The sequence below is a fragment of the Pseudomarimonas arenosa genome (assembly GCF_014841215.1).
Taxonomy (GTDB): Bacteria; Pseudomonadota; Gammaproteobacteria; order Xanthomonadales; family Xanthomonadaceae; genus Pseudomarimonas; species Pseudomarimonas arenosa.
In genome coordinates this window covers 1-18,377 of the sequence record NZ_JACYTR010000048.1, presented here as the reverse complement: position 1 = coordinate 18,377, position 18,377 = coordinate 1, and the positions used below count along the sequence as shown (strand labels likewise).

Here is an 18,377-nt window from a genome sequence, read left to right as displayed (position 1 = left end):
CATGCGCATCTTGCTGGTGTTGATTCCGATCAGTCTGCTGTTGCTCGGCATCGCCGTCACCGCGTTCGTCTGGGCAGCGCGGCGCGGGCAATTTGACGATCTGGATACGCCGGCACTGGACGTGCTGGCAGACGAATCCGCGCCCTCGGCTGAGCACACGCATGATTGACTGGTTGGTCATCGGCGGGGCCTTTCTGTCGGGCCTGCTCGGCGCCTTTCATTGCGCTGCCATGTGTGGCGGGATCGCCACCGGCGTGGCGGCCGGTTTCGAGCGATCACGCGCCGGTCAATCGGCCCTGGCGCTGAATCTTGGCCGGATCGGCGGCTACGCCCTGGCCGGCGCACTGGCCGGAGGACTGGGTGCCGGGCTGGTGCAGATCAGTCGCCTCAGCGCCTTGCAGCACGGCATGCGTATTCTGGTCGGCGCAGTGTTGGTCATAGCCGCCCTGCGCATTCTGGCGCCCCGACTCAGCTTTGGCTTGGGCGGTATGGGCAGCCGGCTCTGGCTCAGCCTTCGCCCGATGACCTCGGCAGTGCTGCCAGCCACCACGGTGACGCGTCAGCTGCTGCTGGGCGCACTCTGGGGATGGTTACCCTGCGGATTGAGTGCCACCTTGCTGGTGGCAGCCTGGCTCAGCGTCGATGCCCTGCAAGGGGCCTTGATCATGCTCAGCTTTGGTCTCGGCACCTGGGTGACCATGCTGCCGCTGACCTACAGCGGCAGCCGAATCGGCACCCTGCTGCGCGGCGGGCATCGGCAAACGCTGGCTGCCGTGTTGCTGATCAGCGGGCTGGTAACGGCCACGGCGCCTCTGTTAAGTCAGCACGCGGCGATTCATCAGCTGTTACTGGCCCTGGGCTGCCGCAGCCTGATCGGCCCCTGATCGGTCGGCTGAATATTCTGCTGGGACGGCTCGAAGTCCGAACCTTCCGTCCAGCACGCAGCCATTCGAGCTCGTACCTTTTGACGGGCCCGGGTGGGCGCCGCTCGCGAGCAGCTTATCCCTAGGCTGCGTCGTTGGACCCTCGCCGAACCGATAGTGCGGTGATCGACCGACAACTACGAATTCCTTCTGATACGCGACCTCCGCTCAGAACAGTCGATTTGGTTGACAGACAACCACCAAAGGTGACCTGATAGGCGCGCACGATTGGCACACGGGGCCGCCAGACTCGGCACTTCGGGACACAATCGATTGCAGTAGACCACCGGCGGTGCACGGCCTGCCGACGGGAGTGATTGTGCGTGTTTTGCGCGTTGAGCGCCGTGCGCCTATCTTGGGGAACGATTCGTTATGAAAGCAGCTACATATCAAGTAGGAAAAAAGAAACCACTGGCCCTGGGCATTCGCTGGGCAATGATGGGCTTTGCCGCCCTGGCTTTGAGCCAGGCCGCGGTGGCACAGGACGATGCGGAAGACGACGATGTCTCGCTGGAAACCGTGGTGGTGAAGTCCTCGCTGGGCTCGCGCGGCCAACCGCGCTCGGAGAACCAGAGCGCCGTGCCGATCGACATCATTGGCGGCAGCGAAATGCACAACCAGGGTCTCACTGACGTGCTCGACCAGATGCGCACCGTGGTGCCTTCCCTGAACGTCAACACCCAGCCGATCAGCGATGCGGCCACCCTGGTGCGCCCAGCCAATCTGCGCGGCCTGCCGCCGGACAGCACCCTGGTCCTGGTCAACGGCAAGCGACGCCATCGCTCGGCGGTGATCTCATTTCTCGGCAGTGGCCTGGCCGACGGCTCGCAAGGGCCTGATTTGTCAGTGATTCCGTCGATCGCCCTGGAGCAGGTCGAGGTGCTGCGCGATGGCGCTGCCGCGCAATATGGTTCAGATGCCATTGCCGGCGTGATCAATTTCAACCTGAAGAAGAAGGCCGAAGGCGGCCAGGTAGAAATTTTTGGCGGCGAGCATTTCGAAGGCGATGGCCAGACCCAGCAGGCCGCCAGCCTGTTCGGCTTCCCGTTGACCGATGCCGGGTACGCCACCTTTGCCTTTGAATGGCGTCAGGCTGATCCCACCTCGCGCAGCGTGCAGCGCGGCGATGCTGCCGCAGTCGCCGCCACTGGCAATCCCTTCGTGCCCAACCCGGCGCAGATCTGGGGTTCACCCGACGTCAATCGCGACTTCAAGTCGACGGTGAATATCGGCCTGGTCGGCGATACCAATGATTTCTATCTGTTCGGCAATTACGCATCCCGCGATGTCGACGGCGGCTTCTACTACCGCAACCCAGCCAGTCGTGCCGGCGTGTTCTCCGGCGACGGTGGCGAGACCCTTCTGATCGGTGATCTGACCGGCGCCGGCTGCCCGAGCATTGCCCTGGTCGATGCCAATGGCGCCCTGCTTCCGTTCAACACGGTGAATGCCGCGGTCGGCGCACTGCCGGCCAACTGCTACACCTTCTTCTCCGACTTCCCGGGAGGCTTCACCCCGCGTTTCGGCGGCCAGGTGCGCGATGCCTCGATCGTAGGCGGAACCCGTGGTGAATTCAGCAATGGCTGGCGCTATGACTTCAGCGCCTCACACGGGCAAAGCGAAGTCGATTTCTACATGTTCAACACCGTCAACGCCTCGCTGGGCCCGAATCAGCCGGCGGGCAATTTCTTCCGTCCGGGCTCGTATATTCAGACCGAGCGCACCTTCAATGCGGACTTCAGCAAGGGCTTCGATACCTCGTTCACCGCCTACCCGCTGAATGTCGCCCTCGGCCTTGAATGGCGTGAGGAAGAGTTCGAGATCAAAAATGGCGATCAGGCTTCGTTTGAGATCGGGCCCCTGGCCTCGCAGGGCTTCCTGATCGGCTCCAACGGCTTCCCCGGATTCAGCCCGCGCGATGCTGGCGTGCACAGCCGCAGCAACTACGCCGCCTACGTCGACACCGAAGCCTCCTTCACCGAAGACTTCATGATGGCGGCAGCGCTGCGATTTGAAGATTTTGAAGACTTCGGCACGACCACCAACTGGAAGCTCACCACTCGCTACCAGCTGAACGATGCCTGGGCCCTGCGTGGCGCAGTCAGCACCGGTTTCCGTGCGCCAACCCCGGGCCAGTCCAACGTCCGTGCAGTAACGACGCAATTCATCAACGGTGAACTGCGCGATACCGCCACCTTGCCTCCCACTAATCCGATCGCTCAGCGTTTTGGCGGCCAGCCACTGCAGCCGGAGGAGTCGACTAACTTCTCGTTTGGTCTGGTGTATGCCGACAACGACTGGCAGATCACCGCCGACTACTACCGCATCGAGGTTGAAGACCGCATCGCTCAAAGCACCAATTTCGACCTGACCGATGCCGATCGTGCCGCGCTGGTGGAACAGGGCGTGGCCGAGGCGATTTCGCTGAACTCGGTGCGCTTCTTCATCAATGACTTCGACACCACCACCCAGGGTGTCGATCTGGTGGCCAACTACTTCGCCAATCATTTCGGCGGCGACACCACCTACGCTCTGGCGATGAACTGGAATGACACCGAAGTCGACAAGTTCACCCCCGCCATCATCGGCGAGGCACGAGTCCAGATCCTGGAAGACGCCCTGCCCAGCACCAAGGGCAGCTTCACCATCAATCAGGACTGGGGCGGCTGGAACGGCCTGTTGCGACTGAACTACTACGGCTCGTTCTACGAAGATCACGTCGACAGCGGCTGCGTTGTGGGCCCGGACTGCCTGCCGATCTACGGCGACAGTGCCTTCCTGGTCGATGCCGAAGTCGGCTACAACTTCGACAACGGACTGTACGTGAAGGCCGGCGCGCAGAATCTGTTCGACAAGTACCCGGAAAAGAACCCGTACGGCGAAGCCGTTGTCGGTGCCGAGTACCCGCCACTGACCCCCTATGGCTTCAATGGCGGCTTCTACTACGTGCGTCTGGGGTACAAGTTCTAAAGGTCAATGGCCCGGCTGTTGCCTGGGCAATTTCCCAGGCATTGAACGAAAACGGCGGCCATGGCCGCCGTTTTCCCATTGCCGGCGATGATTACCTGCTGGCAATCACTCAGCGATCGCGAGCGAAACGATCTGTGGCACGAATCAGGGCGTCGGCATTGCCCGGTTCAAATGCCGAGTGCCCAGCATCTCCCACCACCACCAGTTCCGCCTCCGGCCAGACCCGGTGCAGATCCCATGCGCTCTGGATCGGACAGACCACGTCGTAGCGCCCGTGCACAATCACAGCAGGGATATGTCGAATACGATCGACATCGCGCAGCAGCTGATCCTCGACTTCGAAGAAGCCACCGTTGACGAAGTAGTGGCACTCGATGCGGGCAAAGGCCAACGCAAAATGGTCGGCATCATGCGCCTGCATGAAGTTCGGATCCTGATGCAGAAAACTGGTCGCGCCCTCCCAGACCGACCAGGCACGCGCCGCTGCCACGCGCACTTCGCCGTCGTCAGAGGTCAGACGGCGGTGGTAGGCTGAGATCAAGTCGGCGCGCTCCACCATGGGAATGGGCTTCAGATAGTGCTCCCAGGCATCGGGATAGAGGCGTGACGCCCCCTCTTGATAGAACCATTCCAGTTCCCACCGCCTTAGCATGAAGATGCCGCGCAGCACCAATTCGGTGACCACCTCGGGATGCTTCTGAGCGTAGGCCAGGGCCAGGGTGGAGCCCCAGGAGCCACCAAATACCTGCCAGCGACTGACCCCCAGATGATTCCGCAGGGCCTCGATATCCGCCACCAGATGCCAGGTGGTGTTGTTCACCAGGTCGGCATGCGGCCGCGAACGCCCGGCGCCGCGCTGGTCGAGCAGGATGATCCGATATTTCCCCGCGTCGTGAAAACGCCGCATATTGTCGCTGCAGCCGCCGCCTGGACCACCGTGCACCATGAGCACCGGCTTGCCCTGCGGATTGCCGCACTGCTCGTAGTACAGGCTGTGCCGATCATCGACCTGGAGGTAGCCATGGTCGTAGGGCTCAATCGCGGGATACAAGACTCGGCGTTCCATCAGTAACCACTCCATTGGCGAAAGACTTTCACATCGTACCCGCTGGGTGACTCAGGCCCCAAGCTGGCAATCTGCGCTCACTACCGATTCCGAGCTTCAGGCGCCGGAGACCTTACACCTGCCGTGCTCCTTGCCACGCACTAAAGAAAAAGGGGCGCCGAAGCGCCCCTTGATCTCTCTTCCGATGTGCTAGCCGATTAGGCGTTGCGACGGAAGGCGACGAACAGACCACCCAGGGCGGCGAACAGGGCAATCAGCGACAGCTGCGACCAGAAGGACGAAGCCGGGATGACCGTGGGCGGCACGAACACCACACCGGCCGGCGCGTTCAGGGTGTAGACGGTGCCGTTACAGGTCACGGTGCCTACCTGAGCTGCTCCAGTCAGTACGATTCCAGCCACCACCGGAGCCGGCTGGCTGCCGGTCATCACGCTCTGCGAACCGCCCGACACGATCGTGGCCGGTGCGGTGGCGGTGCAGTTCAGCGGGGTAGACTGACCGGCGTTACCGTCGTTGCCTGCAGTGAACACAATCGAGGTGTTCGACTGCGAACCAACCAAGGCCACTGGCAGATTGATGTTGGTGGTGGCCTGCGGAGTCAGGGTCGGACCCATGGCCATTGCACCTTCTGGGCAATCGATGGAGATGGTCTCCATACGGGTGCCGGCCGAGTCGGTTACCGTACAGGTCGCATCACCATTCACCGCGCCACCGCCGTTCGGGCTGAGCGGGCAGCTGACGCCGATGCTCACCGGGCTGACGGTGGACGAGTCCACCGTCACGGCGGTCGACGGCGTGAAGCTGAAGGTCGGGCCGCCTGCGGCGTCGGCGCACTGCACCGATCCCGTGTTCGAACCGCCGGCCGGCGAGGTGATCGGGAAGTTGATGTTGCCGATCGCAGTCACGACACCTTCGGTACCCGACGGCGAACCCGCGACGAACGCACCGGCGCCAATGGTCGGCGGCACGTTGTTGGTGACGGTGAAGCCGGCGCCCGCGCTGACGGTGCAGGTTTCGCTGCCGGCCATCGCGTTCGAACACTCAATAGCCATGGTGTTGAAGGCCACCAGACCCGCCGGGGCAGCACCGCCCACGGTCACCGGGTAGGTGCAGTAGGTGGTTTGCGTGCTGGTGAGCGGGGTCGCACCACCAGACGGGGGCACGACGCGGATCGAGGTGGCGCTCGGGCTCAGGCAGAGAGCGCCGTTCGACGCAACACCTGCACCCAGGGTGATATTGGTGTTGTCGTAGGTAAAGGTGACTTCGGTGTCGACGGTCGCGCCGTCACCAGCGAAGGTCACTACAAGGTTGCCGCTGCCGCCCGGGTCGCCCGACCCAGTGGCAGTGTAGTTGCCGGCAAACGCCAGCGGAGACATCAGCATGCCGAGCGCGGCACACAACAGGGTGCGTTTCACCATCATTGGTAGTCACTCCATGAAATCGATGAGGCAATCATCATTTTTCTGCGGTCTTATCCGTACCGCGCCCGGTGCCCTTCAGCTGCTTCACTGCACTCGTGCAGGAAACATCTATCCCCTTGGACGAGGCACACTCGGTGAAAGATACATCAAATTGGCTGCTGAAGTCAGCTACCATCGACTTCTGCAGGAAACGCAGGGTAAAGACGCAGGTGTCGTGGGCGCCCTTGGGCAGGCCGACGCCCGCGCCACTGGGCGGAACGGCGCGCAGAATGTTCTTCTCGACCGAGGCGACGCAGACGCTGCCCGGAATCAGCTTTTCGACGCTTTCCACAGCGAAGGCGCCGTTGAGCTTGACGTCGAGCTGGGCTTCTTCAGTCGCACCGTCGCCGTGGAAAGTGGCGAACACTTCCACGCGATTGCCGCCCTGCGGATCGACCGACAGCACCCACTCACCGGCACTGGCGGAACCGGCCAGCAACAAGGCTGCCAGACCACTTGAAGCGACGCATAGGTTCTTAACGTTCATTTTCAATCTCCTGATCCAAATACGTCTGCTTAGAAAGTGCCCGAGGTGCAATCGGCCAAGGTGCCGATCAGGTTGGTCACGCAGGCGCGATCACCGGCGGTCACCGAGCCATTCTCATTGCAGTCGGTCTGACCGGAGGCGGCCGTACCCGCGATTTCGGCGGTGATGGCTGCGCGATCAGCAGCGGTGATGGTGCCGCTGCCATTGGCGTCGCCGTTGCAAACCATGGTGAACGGGCCGTCCGGACCCGAGGGAACGGAGGCCGCGCGCGACGACTCGAACTCATCGAAGTTGAACACGCCGGTGCCACCGCCAGCGAGCTGGCCCAGACGCACGGCCTCAATGGTGGCCGCGCCCGGGGTCACCGAGCCGGTAGCTTCCGAACGCACACGTCCGGTGCGGGTGGCAGCAGTGAACGAGGTGCTGGCGTCGTAGGTGAAATACACGGCGACCCAGCGGTTGGCCGGCGCCGAGCCGGCGGCGGTCGACAGCGTGCCGCCATTGACGTTGAAGTCGAAGTTCTGGTCGACAGAGTCATAAGCGATCGAAACCACCGGGGTGCCGCTCACGTCCGACGGAAAGGCCTGGAAGATGGTGGCCGAGGAGCCGCCAGTGTGCACGAAGAAGCGCGCGTGGTAGGGCGACGTACCGCCTTCGGCCGCATGGTTGACTGACTCTTCGACATAAGCCACGCCGCTCGCCGGCGTTTGCAGGCCGCAGGCACCACGCAGTTTCAGCACTCCCTGGAGGCCCGGATCCGGGTCGGTCGGGCCACCGGCAAGCACTGCGCCGGATGTGTCAGACCAGGCACCGGTTGAGCAGGCCTCGGCTTGACCAGCGGTCAGACCCAGCGCCATCAGGCCCAGCGCTGCGAGTTTCAGATTCGACTTCATTTGCTTTGTCCTCTTTCAAGGCGATGATCGGGGGCAGAACCGCGATGTGCAGTCCGCCCATTCCCCCGTTGCCAGTATCATACGCAGGTCATGCCAAAATCGTCCCACTCTCGCCGAACGAAAATCGAGCCGCTGAAGCCGGTGAAGACCTTGTACGTTATTCCGGCCTTCAACGAAGAAGGGTCAATCGGCATATTGCTCAAACACTTACGCTCTGCACCCCGCGATTGTGTGCTGGTGGTGTCGGATGCCAGTACCGATCAGACGGCCGCCATCGCCCGCGCTGCCGGTGCCGAGGTGCTGGAGCTGCCGCTGCAGCTCGGCGCCTGGGGAGCGACCCAGGCCGGCCTCCGGTTTGCCTTGCGCCATGGCTATGACCGGGTCATCACCCTGGACGCCGACGGCCAGCATGATCCGCAAAGCATCCCCGATCTGACCGCAGCGCAGCTACGCTCCTCGGCTGATGTGATTATTGGCACCTTTCCGAAGCGACTGAGTAGGTCGCGTCAGCTGGCCTGGCACTGGTTTCGCGCGCTTTCCGGACTGCGGGTGGAGGATCTCACCTCGGGCTTTCGCCTGTATTCACGACGTGCCATTCGGGTGTTGGCTTCAGCCGAGGCGACCTTGCTCGACTATCAGGATGTCGGCGTGCTGTTGCTCGCCCGTCGCTACGGCCTCAGCATCCGCGAGGTGCCGGTCACCATGCACCCGCGGCATGACGGGCGCTCGCGCGTTTTCGCGTCTTGGTTTATCGTTGCCGGCTATATGGCCCAGACAACCTTGCTGTGCCTGGCCCGGGTAGGCCGCTGGCCGACGGCAAAAGCCCTCCAGAACGAGATTTCAGTTTGAGTTTATCGATGACCGCCGCCCTGCTGGGGGTTGTGCTGGCTGGCAGCATTCTTTATTTGGTGCGGCGCGATCAGCTGCACGGCATTCAGGCAATCTTCTGGCTGATGGTGGCAGGCGCCGCTCTCGGTTTTGGACTGTATCCGCGCCTGGTCGACCGGCTCGGTCAGATGTTCGGCGTGCAGTACCCGCCGATACTCCTGGTAATGCTGGCGGTCATTGGCATTCTGATCAAGTTGCTGTTGAACGACCTCGAGTTGGCGCGCAAGGAACGGCGCCTGCGTCGACTGACTCAGAAGTTGGCAATTCTCGAACAGGAGATGCGCAGCGCTCAGCTGGGCACTGCCGATCCTGACTGGAAGGGCAGACCAACAGACAATTCCGGCGTCGACCGCAACCAGCGCGCCGCGGGTTAAGCCGAATTGCGCGTCTTGCATCTGGGGAAATATTTCCCTCCGGCCGCAGGTGGAATCGAACGTTTCTTGAGCCAGCTGGTCAGCTGGCAGTCGCGCAGCGGGTTGGAAAGCACGGTACTGGTTCACCACAAGCCGCACACGCCCGACACGCAGGACACGCTACCGATTCGGCGGGTGCGGGCGTTCGGCGAATTGCTGTTCGTGCCGATTTCGCCGCAGTGGCCAGTGGCCTTTGCGCGCACATTGCGCGAGGTTCGGCCCGATCTGCTGCATATCCACATGCCCAACCCCTGGGCGTTCTGCGCCCTGTTCAGCGCAGCGGCGCGATCACTGCCCTGGGTCGTGCATTGGCATGCCGACGTGCCCCACGATCATCCCAGCTGGCGCATGCGTCTGGCCTATCGCCCGTATGCGCAATTCGAACAGCAATTGTTGCGCCGCGCTGCGACCATTGTGGTTAGCTCGCAGACCTATCTCGACGCCAGCGCCACGCTGTCGGCACACCGCGATCGCTGCGCCGTGATTCCGCTCGGGCTTGAAGCGGAAAGGCCCGAAAGCGCGCCGCCAGACTGGCCGAACCACGATCAGCTCAAGCTGCTGGCGGTCGGTCGACTGAGCTATTACAAGGGCTTCGAAACCCTGCTCGACGCAGTAGCGCGCACAGCGGACGTACAGCTGCTGCTGATCGGTGAAGGCGAACGCAGGACGGCCCTCGCCGCCCGCATCGCGGCGCTGGGTCTGCATGAGCGTGTGCGCATGACCGGCCACCTTGATGACCCGCAGATCGAAGCGGCCTATCGGGCCTGCGACGTGTTTTGCCTGCCCAGCCTCGATCGCGCCGAAGCCTTCGGCCTGGTGCTGCTGGAAGCCATGCGCGCCGGCAAACCTGTGGTTGCCTCGGCCGTGCCGGGCAGCGGCATGACCGAGGTGGTGCAGGATCAACAAACCGGGTTGCTGGTGTCGCCTGGCGACCCAGACTCACTGGCCGAGGCCTTGGCCCTGCTGCGTGAGCGGCCGGATCTGCGCGCACAACTCGGTCAGGCCGGCCGAGGCCGCTTCGAGGCGAACTACCGGTTCGACCCGGTGGGGCAGTCGATCAGCGATGTGTATGGTCAGCTACTGGCCAGCTCGGGGCGCGTGTAGCGTCCGTAGCACCGGCTGCGTTGCCAGCCCAGGGCAGCCAGCAGCAAGACCTGAATCGCCGCGGTGTGCAGCAACAAGCGGTTCAGGCTGGTCAGGTCCTGCGCCCAGGCGGAAGCATCGGTAAAGAAGAACAACACAAAGTGAAACTGTGCGCTCAAGGCAAACAGGAGAAACAGGAAGCGCGTCGGCGCCGCTGCCAGAGTTCGGAAACGCCATATCAACAGAACCGGTGTCAGGTACCACAACAGCGACCAGTTCGGCAGCAGGAACAATGAGCTAAGTACGGTGACGCTGACCGGTCGCCAGAACAGCGCCATATGCCAGGCATCGGGCACTTCCACACTGCCCCAGGCCAGCCGCAGCCAACCTACACCCGGAATTGGCACGGAAACCGGAGTCAGATAGATCAACGCTGTCACCAGCAAGGGCGCGACGACCAGCAGCAACAGTCCATGACGCCAGGGCAAATGCGCCAGCAACAAGGCGATCAAGAACAGCCCGGCGTAGATGCCGCCCTCCTGCTTGACCGCCGGCAGCAAAGCGACGAACAGCAGGGCATGGCAGAGCTCACGCCGCTGGCGCCGCAGGAAGTAGCGCATTGCAGGGACTGCCGCCGCCAACAGCACGGCGCTCAGCCACAGGTCGGCATAGCCGGCCAGACTGGCATGAGCGGTGACCAGGGGCAGGGTGAGCAATCCCAGGCAGATCAGGCTGCGGGCACGTCGGTCCAAGCTCAGAGCCGCGAGTCCGCCCCACATCACGCCGCCCAGGGCGAGCCAGAGCAGCGGCCAGGGCAGATGCGCGATACGGTCGCTCCAGTCTCCGGTGGCAGCCACCAGAAAGGCCACGCTGCGCGGCAGGGCTTCCGGATAGACATGCGCGACCACGTGAATCGATTGAGGATCCGACGCTCCCAACCAAGCCTCGATCGGCAGCACGCTGACAAACTGGCCAGCGTGTACCCAGGCCTTGGATTTGGCCAACCAGGTGTTCCAGGCATCCCAGGTCAGGGTCGGCAATGACAGGGCCTGGATGCCGATGATCAGCAGCAGGGCGGCTCCAAGCAGGGCCGGCCAGGAAGGTCGCCAGCGGGCTCGACCGACAAACAGCTTGACTCGCTGCCGGCCAGAAGCCCTGGTCAGCGTCGACACCAGAAACAGAACCGCCACCCCAGTCAGCACGAACAAGCCGGAGGGCCCGGGGATCAGCGCCTCGCCTAGCAAGCTCAACCCGACTCCGCCGCCGAGCACGGCCAGAAGATAGGCCTCTCCCAGCCGCGCCGGCACCCCGCCGACCGCCGGGTCTGCCGAGAACAGGCCAGCCAACAGCAGATACGCGAGTAAGGTTGCAGAGGTGAGAATCAGCAACGCCAGGCCCAGTTCGATCATGGCGAACGGCCACCTCGCAGCACGAATGCACTCAGCACCTGGCCCTGAAAGATCGGCTGCGCATCCAATCGGAGCTGATCAAATTCGAGCTGACGGGTGTCCGCGCGATAACCCCAGCCCTCATCGCCGGCCAGCACCACCACAGGCTCCACCCAGGCGCGCAGCAGTTCAGGCAACTGGGCCGGTTTGCCCAGTGTGCCGACGTTGAATTCTCGCAGCAGCCATACCGGATACTCAGCCAGGAATTCCGACTGGCTCCACACCACCATTCGTTTCGGCGCAGTGTCACGCAGCAATGAGGACAGTTTCCAGGCATCCTGGGCGGCGGCGGGCAAGGCCGCCAAAGGCCAGCCCCGCTCTGGCTCGGCGTACTGCGCGGCAACCGCCGCCCGGTAGGCGCGAATGCTCAGCTGAGTGGCTTGCCAGGCGCCCAGCACAGCCAAGTGCAAGGTCAACATCCGCCACAGAAGACGCTGCCGCGCAGTGCTGACCAGCACCCCGCAGAGCATCGCCCAGCCCAAGGCGAGGGCGACAAACAGGGTCAACGACGGCTCCTTCTGCAAACCCAGCTCAGAGCCTGCCGAGTGATTGCTGCGCCCATTCCAGGGCCGCAAGGACAACCACCAGCTGGCCAAGGAGCGCAGCGCCAGATCCACTCGCTCGCCATGCAGGCTGACGCCGTCGATCCGCGCGCTCAGCGGCGGCAACACCTGGGCACTGACGTAATCGTTGGGCAACAACACCACGCCGATGCGTTGCACCCGCCCCTGCCATTCCGGCACTCGCTGCAGATCCATTACGGTAATCGAACCCAGGGTGCGCGGCAGCGGCTGCGAATGCCAGCGTTCTTCCGCTTGCCACAACAAGGCAAGGCGAAACAGCGGATCGAGCTCACCGACCTTGAGTTCGAGATAGCGATAGTCGTCGGCGTTGAGCGCCTTGGGTGTGTGACTGGCCACCGCCATCGAAACGCCGGGATCGGCACGCATCTCCCAGGCGTCGCCCTGGCGCAGCAGTTTCACCGATGGCGAATCGGCCTGCAGCCAGGTAATCGGCAACGGTGCGACGGTCGGCGACCAGGCCAGCGTGCGCGTGCCGCTGAAGGCGATCAACAAGGCAACGGTGCCAATCGACCAGAGACCGAACGCCCCCCAGCGCCGAAACCGCCTGCTCACCTGGCCTGCGCGTTGATCCAAGCCAGTTCACCCTCGCTGAAGCCCGCCTCACGCCGCGCATCGTCGTTGAACGGCGAGCGGATGGCCGCCAGGGCGTGCTGGCTGACCAGGCTGAAGAAATGTGCTTCGGGATCGAGGCCATCACGCTGACAACACCAAAGGTACCAGCGAGTGCCGATAGCCACGTGATCAACTTCCTCGTTAAGGATGATCTGCAGGATATCGGCTGTGACATGGTCTTCCAAGTGCCTGAGCTTGATGATCATGCCAGGGGTGACATCAAGACCACGAGCTTCCAGCACACGCGGCACCAGGGCCATGCGGTCGGTGCAGCTATGGGCGGTCTTTTCCGCCATCTCCCACAGCCCGTTATGGGCCGAGAAATCCCCATAATCGGCACCGATCTCACGCAATCGTCCGCGCAGCATCAGGAAGTGCCGTGATTCGTCGTCGGCTACGCGCGCCCAGTCGCGATAGAACTGCTCGGGCATGCCGGAGAACCGCTGCACCGCATCCCAGGCCAGATTGATCGCATTGAATTCGATATGGGCGATGGCGTGAACGAAGGCTTGTCGTCCTTCCACCGAGCCGAGTCCGCGCGAAGTCAGCCGTCGCGGCTCTACCAGCGGTGGCCGCTGCGGCCGTCCGGCCGCCGCCGGAGTGGCAGGCGCAGCCGCTGGGTCAATAGCAATCTCGCCCTTGCAGAGCTGGCGGTAAAGACGCTGAGAACCCAGCGCCTTAAGCTCAGGATCTGACTCGGCCAGCAGCGCGACCGCCTGCGCTCGTAGCTCGCTCATTGTTACGGAACGACAGGCCGATGCGCTCAACCGGTGCGCCGAGTGGCTTGCCGCCGATCCTCCTTGATCGCGTCGGCGCGCTGTTGCTGCAGGCGCTCAAAGTAATCCTGTTCGACCCCAGTGACGTATTCGCCGGAAAAGCACGAGGTATCGAAGCGCATGCCTTGCCGCTTGGGGCCGGCCACTGCGTCTTCCAGATCGGCGAGATCCTGATAGATCAACCAGTCACAGCCCAGTACCGCCTGGATTTCTTCCTCACTGCGGTTGTACGCCACCAGTTCGCTGGCCGACGGCATGTCGATGCCATAGATATTCGGAAATCGCACCGGCGGCGCCGCCGAGGCCAGGTAGACCTTGCTGGCGCCGGCCTCGCGGGCCATCTGCACGATCTGCTGGCTGGTGGTGCCGCGCACGATCGAGTCATCGACCAGCAACACCACCCGGCTGCGGAACTCCAGCGGAATCGGATTCAGCTTGCGGCGCACCGACTTCACCCGCTGCCCCTGCCCCGGCATGATGAAGGTGCGGCCGACGTAGCGGTTCTTGATAAAGCCTTCGCGGTACTTAACGCCCAGCACGTTTGCCACTTCCAGCGCGGCATCGCGTGAGGAATCAGGAATCGGGATCACCGTATCGATATCGTGATCGGGGCGCAGCCGCAGAATCTTCTCACCCAGTTTCACCCCCATCCGCATGCGCGCTTTGTGCACATTGATCTCGTCCATCATCGAATCAGGACGAGCGAAGTACACGTATTCGAATACGCAGGGACGGTGCGGGCCTGGATTGGCCATCGGCCGACTGTGCATCTGACCAGACTCGGTGATCACCACCGCCTCGCCGGGCGCAACATCGCGCTGGCGAGCGAAGCCGATCAGATCAAGCGCCACCGACTCCGAGGCCACCGCCCATTCGTCGCCATCCGGGCCGCTGCGCTTGCCCAGCACCAAGGGGCGTATGCCATTGGGGTCGCGAAATGCCACCAGGCCGAGACCCAGCACCTGGGCCACGACGGCATAACCACCGGTGCAGCGCCGATGCACATGGGTCACGGCATCCATGGCCGCCTCGGGGCTCAGCTGCTTGCGCGCATCGAGTTCATGGGCAAACACATTCAGCAGCACTTCGGAGTCCGACTCGGTATTGATGTTGCGCCGATCCTGCTCGAACACTTGCCGACGCAGGGATTCGGTATTGGTCAGATTGCCGTTGTGGGCCAAGGCAATGCCAAACGGCGAGTTGACGTAGAACGGCTGGGCCTCATCGGAACCTTCCGAGCCGGCGGTCGGGTAGCGGCAGTGGGCGATGCCGACTTGTCCGCGCAGCAGACGCATCGCGGCTTCGTCGAACACGTCCTTGACCAGTCCGGTGCCCTTGTGGACGCGGATCTTGTTACCGTCCGCGGTGGCGATACCCGCCGCATCCTGACCGCGATGCTGCAGCACAGTGAGTCCGTCATACAGCGGCCCGGCCACTTCCGAGCGACTGACGATTCCGATGATGCCGCACATGTTTTGCCTCTCTCGGGACTCGCGTCCCCTACGATCTTAATCCTAGTTGCCGGGCCGCCATGCCCGCCAACGCATTTGTTCAGTTCTGCCGACCGGTCTCAACTTCAGGCACCTCTTCCGCCGCCTGGGCCTGCCAGCTGACTCTCTCAGCCACGCTGGAAGGCAGCTGCTGTCGCAGCCATTCGGCGCCTGGCATCAACACGCCCACCATGGTCGACTGCGACCAGGCCGGACTTTGCGGCACCGGCGTCAAACCCAGCACCAGCACACAGGCAATGCCGAAGGCGGCGCCACGCAGCAGACCGAAGCCCAAGCCCAGCATCCGATCGGTTCCTGACAGGCCAGTCTTCTCGATCAGCCGTGACAGCAGCCAGGTCAAGGCGCCGCCAGCCACCAGAGTGAGCAAGAAGATGCCGATGTGGGCGACCGCCGTTCGCAGCCCCGCCGCCTCGATCACACCACTTAACATCGGCTCCAACTGTGCACCAAACAGCACCGCCATGATGAAGGCAGCAGCCCAGGACAACAGGGACATCACCTCGACGATCAAGCCGCGCCACAGGCCCAGCAAGGCCGAGACCAGCAAGGCGCCAAGTAGAATGATGTCCAGCCATGGCATGGCTTGCTAGAAGCGACTGATCACGGATGACTTACCACCATGCCATCCAATTGCAGTTTGCTCTTCAGCTCGTCGCGCACCTGATTGGCCCGATCGCGATTGAGCTCAGGCCCGGCCCGCACCCGCCACAGAACGCCAGCGTCGGTCTGCGCACGAGCAACATAGGCCGCGTAGCCCGCACCACGCAGTCGATCGCGCAGCGCATTGGCCTCGGCTTCATCCTTCAGCGCCCCCACTTGCACCGCGAAGGCGCCTCGACGGACGGCGGCTGGCGCTTCCTCAGCATCCAGTTCCACCACAGCGAAGGCGTTGCCGGGCTCGGCACGTGCCAGGGTCAGCATGGCTTTCTCAGCGTCGGCCCGGCTGCGATAGGGGCCCGCGCGCAGCCGTTGCGCCGGACCGCTCGACAGGCTGACTTGTTCCACCAGTACATTCACACCACGGCCCTGCAGACGCTGCCGCAGACCCTCGGCATTCTGTCGATTGCCAAAACTACCGAGATTGATGAAGTAGCGCCCTGCCACCTGAGCACTGGCCGGTGCAGTATTGGACGGTGCTGACGCCGCCACCGGCGGCGCCGGAGGCTGCGGCGGAGGCGGCACCTCGGCGGCGGGGCGCGGCGCCGTGGCGACCTCACGGCCGGGTGGCGCGGGCTGAGGCTGTTCTGCGGCGATCACCGCCGCTGGTGTTTCGGGCGGCGCTGACGGCCCCTGACCGGGTTCGACCGCGCGCGGTTTGGCGTTGTCGGCATCCACCGTCACGACTTGATTGGGGTCTGCTGGCGCTGGCGGCGGCCCATTTTCAGCCGCCGAATCGGTATCGCCCACGACGCCCGGCGGTGGCAGGTCGAGCGGAATCTTGCGCGTGTGCAGCTCGGAGTTCGGCGTCGCGGGCATGTCCAACGGCAGTGTGCTAGCCGGTGGCGCCTGCTCGGGCACATCCAGCAGCAGGGGCACAAAGATGACGGCAAGCGCCACCAGAACGGCGGCGCCTATCAGGCGTTGCTTCAGTGCTTGATCCATGAGCATCCGGTATGCGAGCGCTGGGCGCGGATTATACGGCCTTCGGCAAGCCAGCTCCGTGCCGGATTTGCCAAGGTAGGCAGCGATTCAGTCTGATCCTGCGACCTGGCAGGGTTGATTCGGCGCATCCGGGCGATGCTGGTTGTCGCGCGACGCGCAGTCACTGCCCGGGGACGGACAATTCCTGCATGGCCTTGGCCACGGTATGGAAGGAGCCGTAAATCACGATGCGATCGCCCGGCGCGGCACGCTCACGCGCCACCTGCAGCGCTTCGGCCACGGTCGGGTGATGATCGACCAGACTGCGCGACAACAGCCCCGCCACCTTGGGCCAGGCTTCGGCGATCGGGTGTGCACGGGCGCCAGCATCGGGCAGCCCCGCCAGATGCCAGGCGTCGACCAGGGACATCAGCGGCGCTACCAAGGCCGGAGCGTCCTTGTCGGCCAGACAGGCGAACACGGCGTGGGTGGCGCCAACGGCCCGGTTGCTGCCGAGCCAGCGGGCGAGCTGCTGAACGGCCTGCGGATTGTGCGCCACGTCGAGCAGCAGCTCACACTCACGTTGCAGGCGCTGCATGCGTCCGGGTAACTGCACGTCGGCCAAGGCCGCCGCGGCGATGGTCTGATCGATCGGCTGCAGGCAGCGAATGGCGACCAGGGCGGTGGCCGCATTGCTCATCTGGCAGGGCGCGACCAGAGTGGGCCAGGGCAGATCGAACTTGAGGTTCTCCTGGCGATACTGCCAGCGCCCACCCAGACGCTGCTCGCAATCGAACTCACGGCCGCGTCGTATCAATTTGGCGCCCAGTCGCTGGGCCGCCTTCAGCAGACTGTCCGGCGGATCCAACTCGCCCAGCACCAAGGGCTTGTGGGCCCGGGCAATGCCGACCTTCTCGCGCCCAATCGATTCGCGATCGCCGCCGAGCAGGTCCATATGGTCGAGCGCGACCGTCGTCACCACGGCGACATCGGCATCAATGATATTCACCGCATCGAGCCGGCCACCGAGACCGACCTCCAGCACTGCCAAGTCAAGCTTGGACTCGGCAAACACCAGCAGCGCAGCCAAGGTGCCCCACTCGAAGAAGGTCAGCGGCAGTTCGCCACGAGCCGCTTCGATGCGCTCGAATGCGTCGATCAACGCGGCGTCGCTCACCGATTCACCGGCCACGCGTACCCGTTCGTTGTAGCGCAGCAGATGCGGCGAGGTGTACAAGCCGACTTTCCAGCCGGCGTGCCGACCCAGCGCCTCCAGCATGGCGGCGGTCGAGCCCTTGCCATTGGTGCCGGCCACCGTGATGACCCGCTGCGCCACGGCGCCAGCTTGCAGCCGTTGCCAAATCGTCTGCACCCGCTCCAGGCCGAGCGCGATGGCGTCGGGATGGGTCTGCTGCTGATAACTCAGCCAATCGTTCAATGTTCTCGGCGGACGGCCGTCACTCACGTCGGGCACTCCGAACGGCGATGGGATGGGCGGATGCGCATTCTGTTTCAAGGCAAGCATGCGATGCGACATCGTCGCACGCAAGCCGGGTGTATTAGCCCGGATATTTCATGAGGGGGCGCGGATGATCACCGAGGACTTTGCGTCGAGTGCAAGGCGCGACGAGCCCAAGTGGTGGGCCCACTTGGGCGAGATCGGGACGCAGTCCCGCGTAGCT

17 protein-coding genes are annotated in these 18,377 nt (G+C 63.7%); 6 read left to right on the top strand and 11 right to left on the bottom strand.

The genetic code is table 11. The annotated features are described in order from the left end of the window. Position 1 precedes the first annotated feature (1 nt). The 3 genes from ccoS (at position 2) to IFO71_RS16450 (ending at position 3,893) form a co-directional block, all read left to right on the top strand. Positions 2–169 carry a cbb3-type cytochrome oxidase assembly protein CcoS gene (gene ccoS / locus IFO71_RS16460; RefSeq protein WP_192030756.1) on the top strand — a complete coding sequence of 56 codons (168 nt, stop codon included), beginning with the start codon at positions 2–4 and terminating at the stop codon, positions 167–169. After that, positions 162–884, top strand: coding sequence for a sulfite exporter TauE/SafE family protein (locus IFO71_RS16455; RefSeq protein WP_192030755.1), 723 nt, complete (start codon positions 162–164; stop codon positions 882–884). Before ccoS ends, IFO71_RS16455 begins: the two co-directional genes overlap by 8 nt. 411 nt (positions 885–1,295) lie before the next feature. Beyond that, positions 1,296–3,893: a TonB-dependent receptor plug domain-containing protein gene (locus IFO71_RS16450; RefSeq protein WP_192030754.1), complete on the top strand. Its 2,598-nt coding sequence runs from the start codon at positions 1,296–1,298 to the stop codon at positions 3,891–3,893. Positions 3,894–4,002: 109 nt separating this feature from the next. Here IFO71_RS16450 and pip read toward each other — a convergent pair whose 3' ends face one another. From pip to IFO71_RS16430, 4 genes are all read right to left on the bottom strand, one after another. Then, a complete protein-coding gene (gene pip, locus IFO71_RS16445) occupies positions 4,003–4,959 on the bottom strand; it encodes a prolyl aminopeptidase (RefSeq protein WP_192030753.1) in 957 nt (318 codons plus the stop codon). A gap of 197 nt (positions 4,960–5,156) precedes the next feature. After that, complete coding sequence (locus tag IFO71_RS16440) at positions 5,157–6,380, bottom strand: hypothetical protein (RefSeq protein ID WP_192030752.1); 1,224 nt, start codon at positions 6,378–6,380, stop codon at positions 5,157–5,159. A gap of 34 nt (positions 6,381–6,414) precedes the next feature. Further along, positions 6,415–6,906 carry a hypothetical protein gene (locus tag IFO71_RS16435; RefSeq protein ID WP_192030751.1) on the bottom strand — a complete coding sequence of 164 codons (492 nt, stop codon included), beginning with the start codon at positions 6,904–6,906 and terminating at the stop codon, positions 6,415–6,417. A 29-nt stretch (positions 6,907–6,935) separates the two neighbouring features. Beyond that, positions 6,936–7,799 carry a dockerin type I domain-containing protein gene (locus IFO71_RS16430; protein WP_192030750.1) on the bottom strand — a complete coding sequence of 288 codons (864 nt, stop codon included), beginning with the start codon at positions 7,797–7,799 and terminating at the stop codon, positions 6,936–6,938. Positions 7,800–7,940: 141 nt separating this feature from the next. Here IFO71_RS16430 and IFO71_RS16425 point away from each other — a divergent pair, with 141 nt between their 5' ends. The 3 genes from IFO71_RS16425 to IFO71_RS16415 are packed head-to-tail and all read left to right on the top strand — an operon-like array spanning position 7,941 to position 10,204. Continuing rightward, positions 7,941–8,648 carry a glycosyltransferase family 2 protein gene (locus tag IFO71_RS16425; protein ID WP_332309396.1) on the top strand — a complete coding sequence of 236 codons (708 nt, stop codon included), beginning with the start codon at positions 7,941–7,943 and terminating at the stop codon, positions 8,646–8,648. 8 nt (positions 8,649–8,656) lie between these two features. Continuing rightward, positions 8,657–9,061 (top strand): DUF2304 domain-containing protein, encoded by a 405-nt coding sequence (locus tag IFO71_RS16420; RefSeq protein WP_192030748.1) that lies wholly within the window; start codon positions 8,657–8,659, stop codon positions 9,059–9,061. A gap of 6 nt (positions 9,062–9,067) precedes the next feature. After that, positions 9,068–10,204 (top strand): glycosyltransferase, encoded by a 1,137-nt coding sequence (locus IFO71_RS16415; protein ID WP_332309395.1) that lies wholly within the window; start codon positions 9,068–9,070, stop codon positions 10,202–10,204. Here the strand turns inward: IFO71_RS16415 and IFO71_RS16410 are convergent. The 7 genes from IFO71_RS16410 to folC all read right to left on the bottom strand — a co-directional run bounded on the left by IFO71_RS16410 (position 10,174) and on the right by folC (position 18,160). Then, entirely contained in the window at positions 10,174–11,592 is a 1,419-nt protein-coding gene (locus IFO71_RS16410; RefSeq protein ID WP_192030746.1) for a hypothetical protein, read from the bottom strand. The genes IFO71_RS16415 and IFO71_RS16410 overlap by 31 nt on opposite strands. Then, on the bottom strand, positions 11,589–12,767 hold the full coding sequence (locus IFO71_RS16405) for a hypothetical protein (protein ID WP_192030745.1): 1,179 nt from the start codon (positions 12,765–12,767) through the stop codon (positions 11,589–11,591). Before IFO71_RS16405 ends, IFO71_RS16410 begins: the two co-directional genes overlap by 4 nt. Further along, positions 12,764–13,564: a ferritin-like domain-containing protein gene (locus tag IFO71_RS16400; RefSeq protein ID WP_192030744.1), complete on the bottom strand. Its 801-nt coding sequence runs from the start codon at positions 13,562–13,564 to the stop codon at positions 12,764–12,766. The genes IFO71_RS16405 and IFO71_RS16400 overlap by 4 nt, the downstream gene beginning before the upstream one ends. 26 nt (positions 13,565–13,590) lie before the next feature. Next, a complete protein-coding gene (purF, locus tag IFO71_RS16395; RefSeq protein WP_192030743.1) occupies positions 13,591–15,075 on the bottom strand; it encodes an amidophosphoribosyltransferase in 1,485 nt (494 codons plus the stop codon). 79 nt (positions 15,076–15,154) lie between these two features. Then, positions 15,155–15,694, bottom strand: coding sequence for a CvpA family protein (locus IFO71_RS16390; RefSeq protein ID WP_192030742.1), 540 nt, complete (start codon positions 15,692–15,694; stop codon positions 15,155–15,157). Between the two features lie 20 nt (positions 15,695–15,714). After that, positions 15,715–16,716 carry an SPOR domain-containing protein gene (locus IFO71_RS22345; protein ID WP_192030741.1) on the bottom strand — a complete coding sequence of 334 codons (1,002 nt, stop codon included), beginning with the start codon at positions 16,714–16,716 and terminating at the stop codon, positions 15,715–15,717. Positions 16,717–16,876: 160 nt separating this feature from the next. After that, a complete protein-coding gene (gene folC / locus IFO71_RS16380) occupies positions 16,877–18,160 on the bottom strand; it encodes a bifunctional tetrahydrofolate synthase/dihydrofolate synthase (RefSeq protein WP_332309394.1) in 1,284 nt (427 codons plus the stop codon). Positions 18,161–18,377 lie beyond the last annotated feature (217 nt).

Bases quoted from the DNA above. Each gene is read 5' to 3' on its own strand.
- ccoS (WP_192030756.1), top strand. From the start codon at position 2: ATGCGCATCTTGCTGGTGTTGATTCCGATCAGTCTGCTGTTGCTCGGC.
- IFO71_RS16455 (WP_192030755.1), top strand. From the start codon at position 162: ATGATTGACTGGTTGGTCATCGGCGGGGCCTTTCTGTCGGGCCTGCTC.
- IFO71_RS16450 (WP_192030754.1), top strand. From the start codon at position 1,296: ATGAAAGCAGCTACATATCAAGTAGGAAAAAAGAAACCACTGGCCCTG.
- pip (WP_192030753.1), bottom strand. From the start codon at position 4,959: ATGGAACGCCGAGTCTTGTATCCCGCGATTGAGCCCTACGACCATGGC.
- IFO71_RS16440 (WP_192030752.1), bottom strand. From the start codon at position 6,380: ATGATGGTGAAACGCACCCTGTTGTGTGCCGCGCTCGGCATGCTGATG.
- IFO71_RS16435 (WP_192030751.1), bottom strand. From the start codon at position 6,906: ATGAACGTTAAGAACCTATGCGTCGCTTCAAGTGGTCTGGCAGCCTTG.
- IFO71_RS16430 (WP_192030750.1), bottom strand. From the start codon at position 7,799: ATGAAGTCGAATCTGAAACTCGCAGCGCTGGGCCTGATGGCGCTGGGT.
- IFO71_RS16420 (WP_192030748.1), top strand. From the start codon at position 8,657: ATGACCGCCGCCCTGCTGGGGGTTGTGCTGGCTGGCAGCATTCTTTAT.
- IFO71_RS16410 (WP_192030746.1), bottom strand. From the start codon at position 11,592: ATGATCGAACTGGGCCTGGCGTTGCTGATTCTCACCTCTGCAACCTTA.
- IFO71_RS16400 (WP_192030744.1), bottom strand. From the start codon at position 13,564: ATGAGCGAGCTACGAGCGCAGGCGGTCGCGCTGCTGGCCGAGTCAGAT.
- purF (WP_192030743.1), bottom strand. From the start codon at position 15,075: ATGTGCGGCATCATCGGAATCGTCAGTCGCTCGGAAGTGGCCGGGCCG.
- IFO71_RS16390 (WP_192030742.1), bottom strand. From the start codon at position 15,694: ATGCCATGGCTGGACATCATTCTACTTGGCGCCTTGCTGGTCTCGGCC.
- IFO71_RS22345 (WP_192030741.1), bottom strand. From the start codon at position 16,716: ATGGATCAAGCACTGAAGCAACGCCTGATAGGCGCCGCCGTTCTGGTG.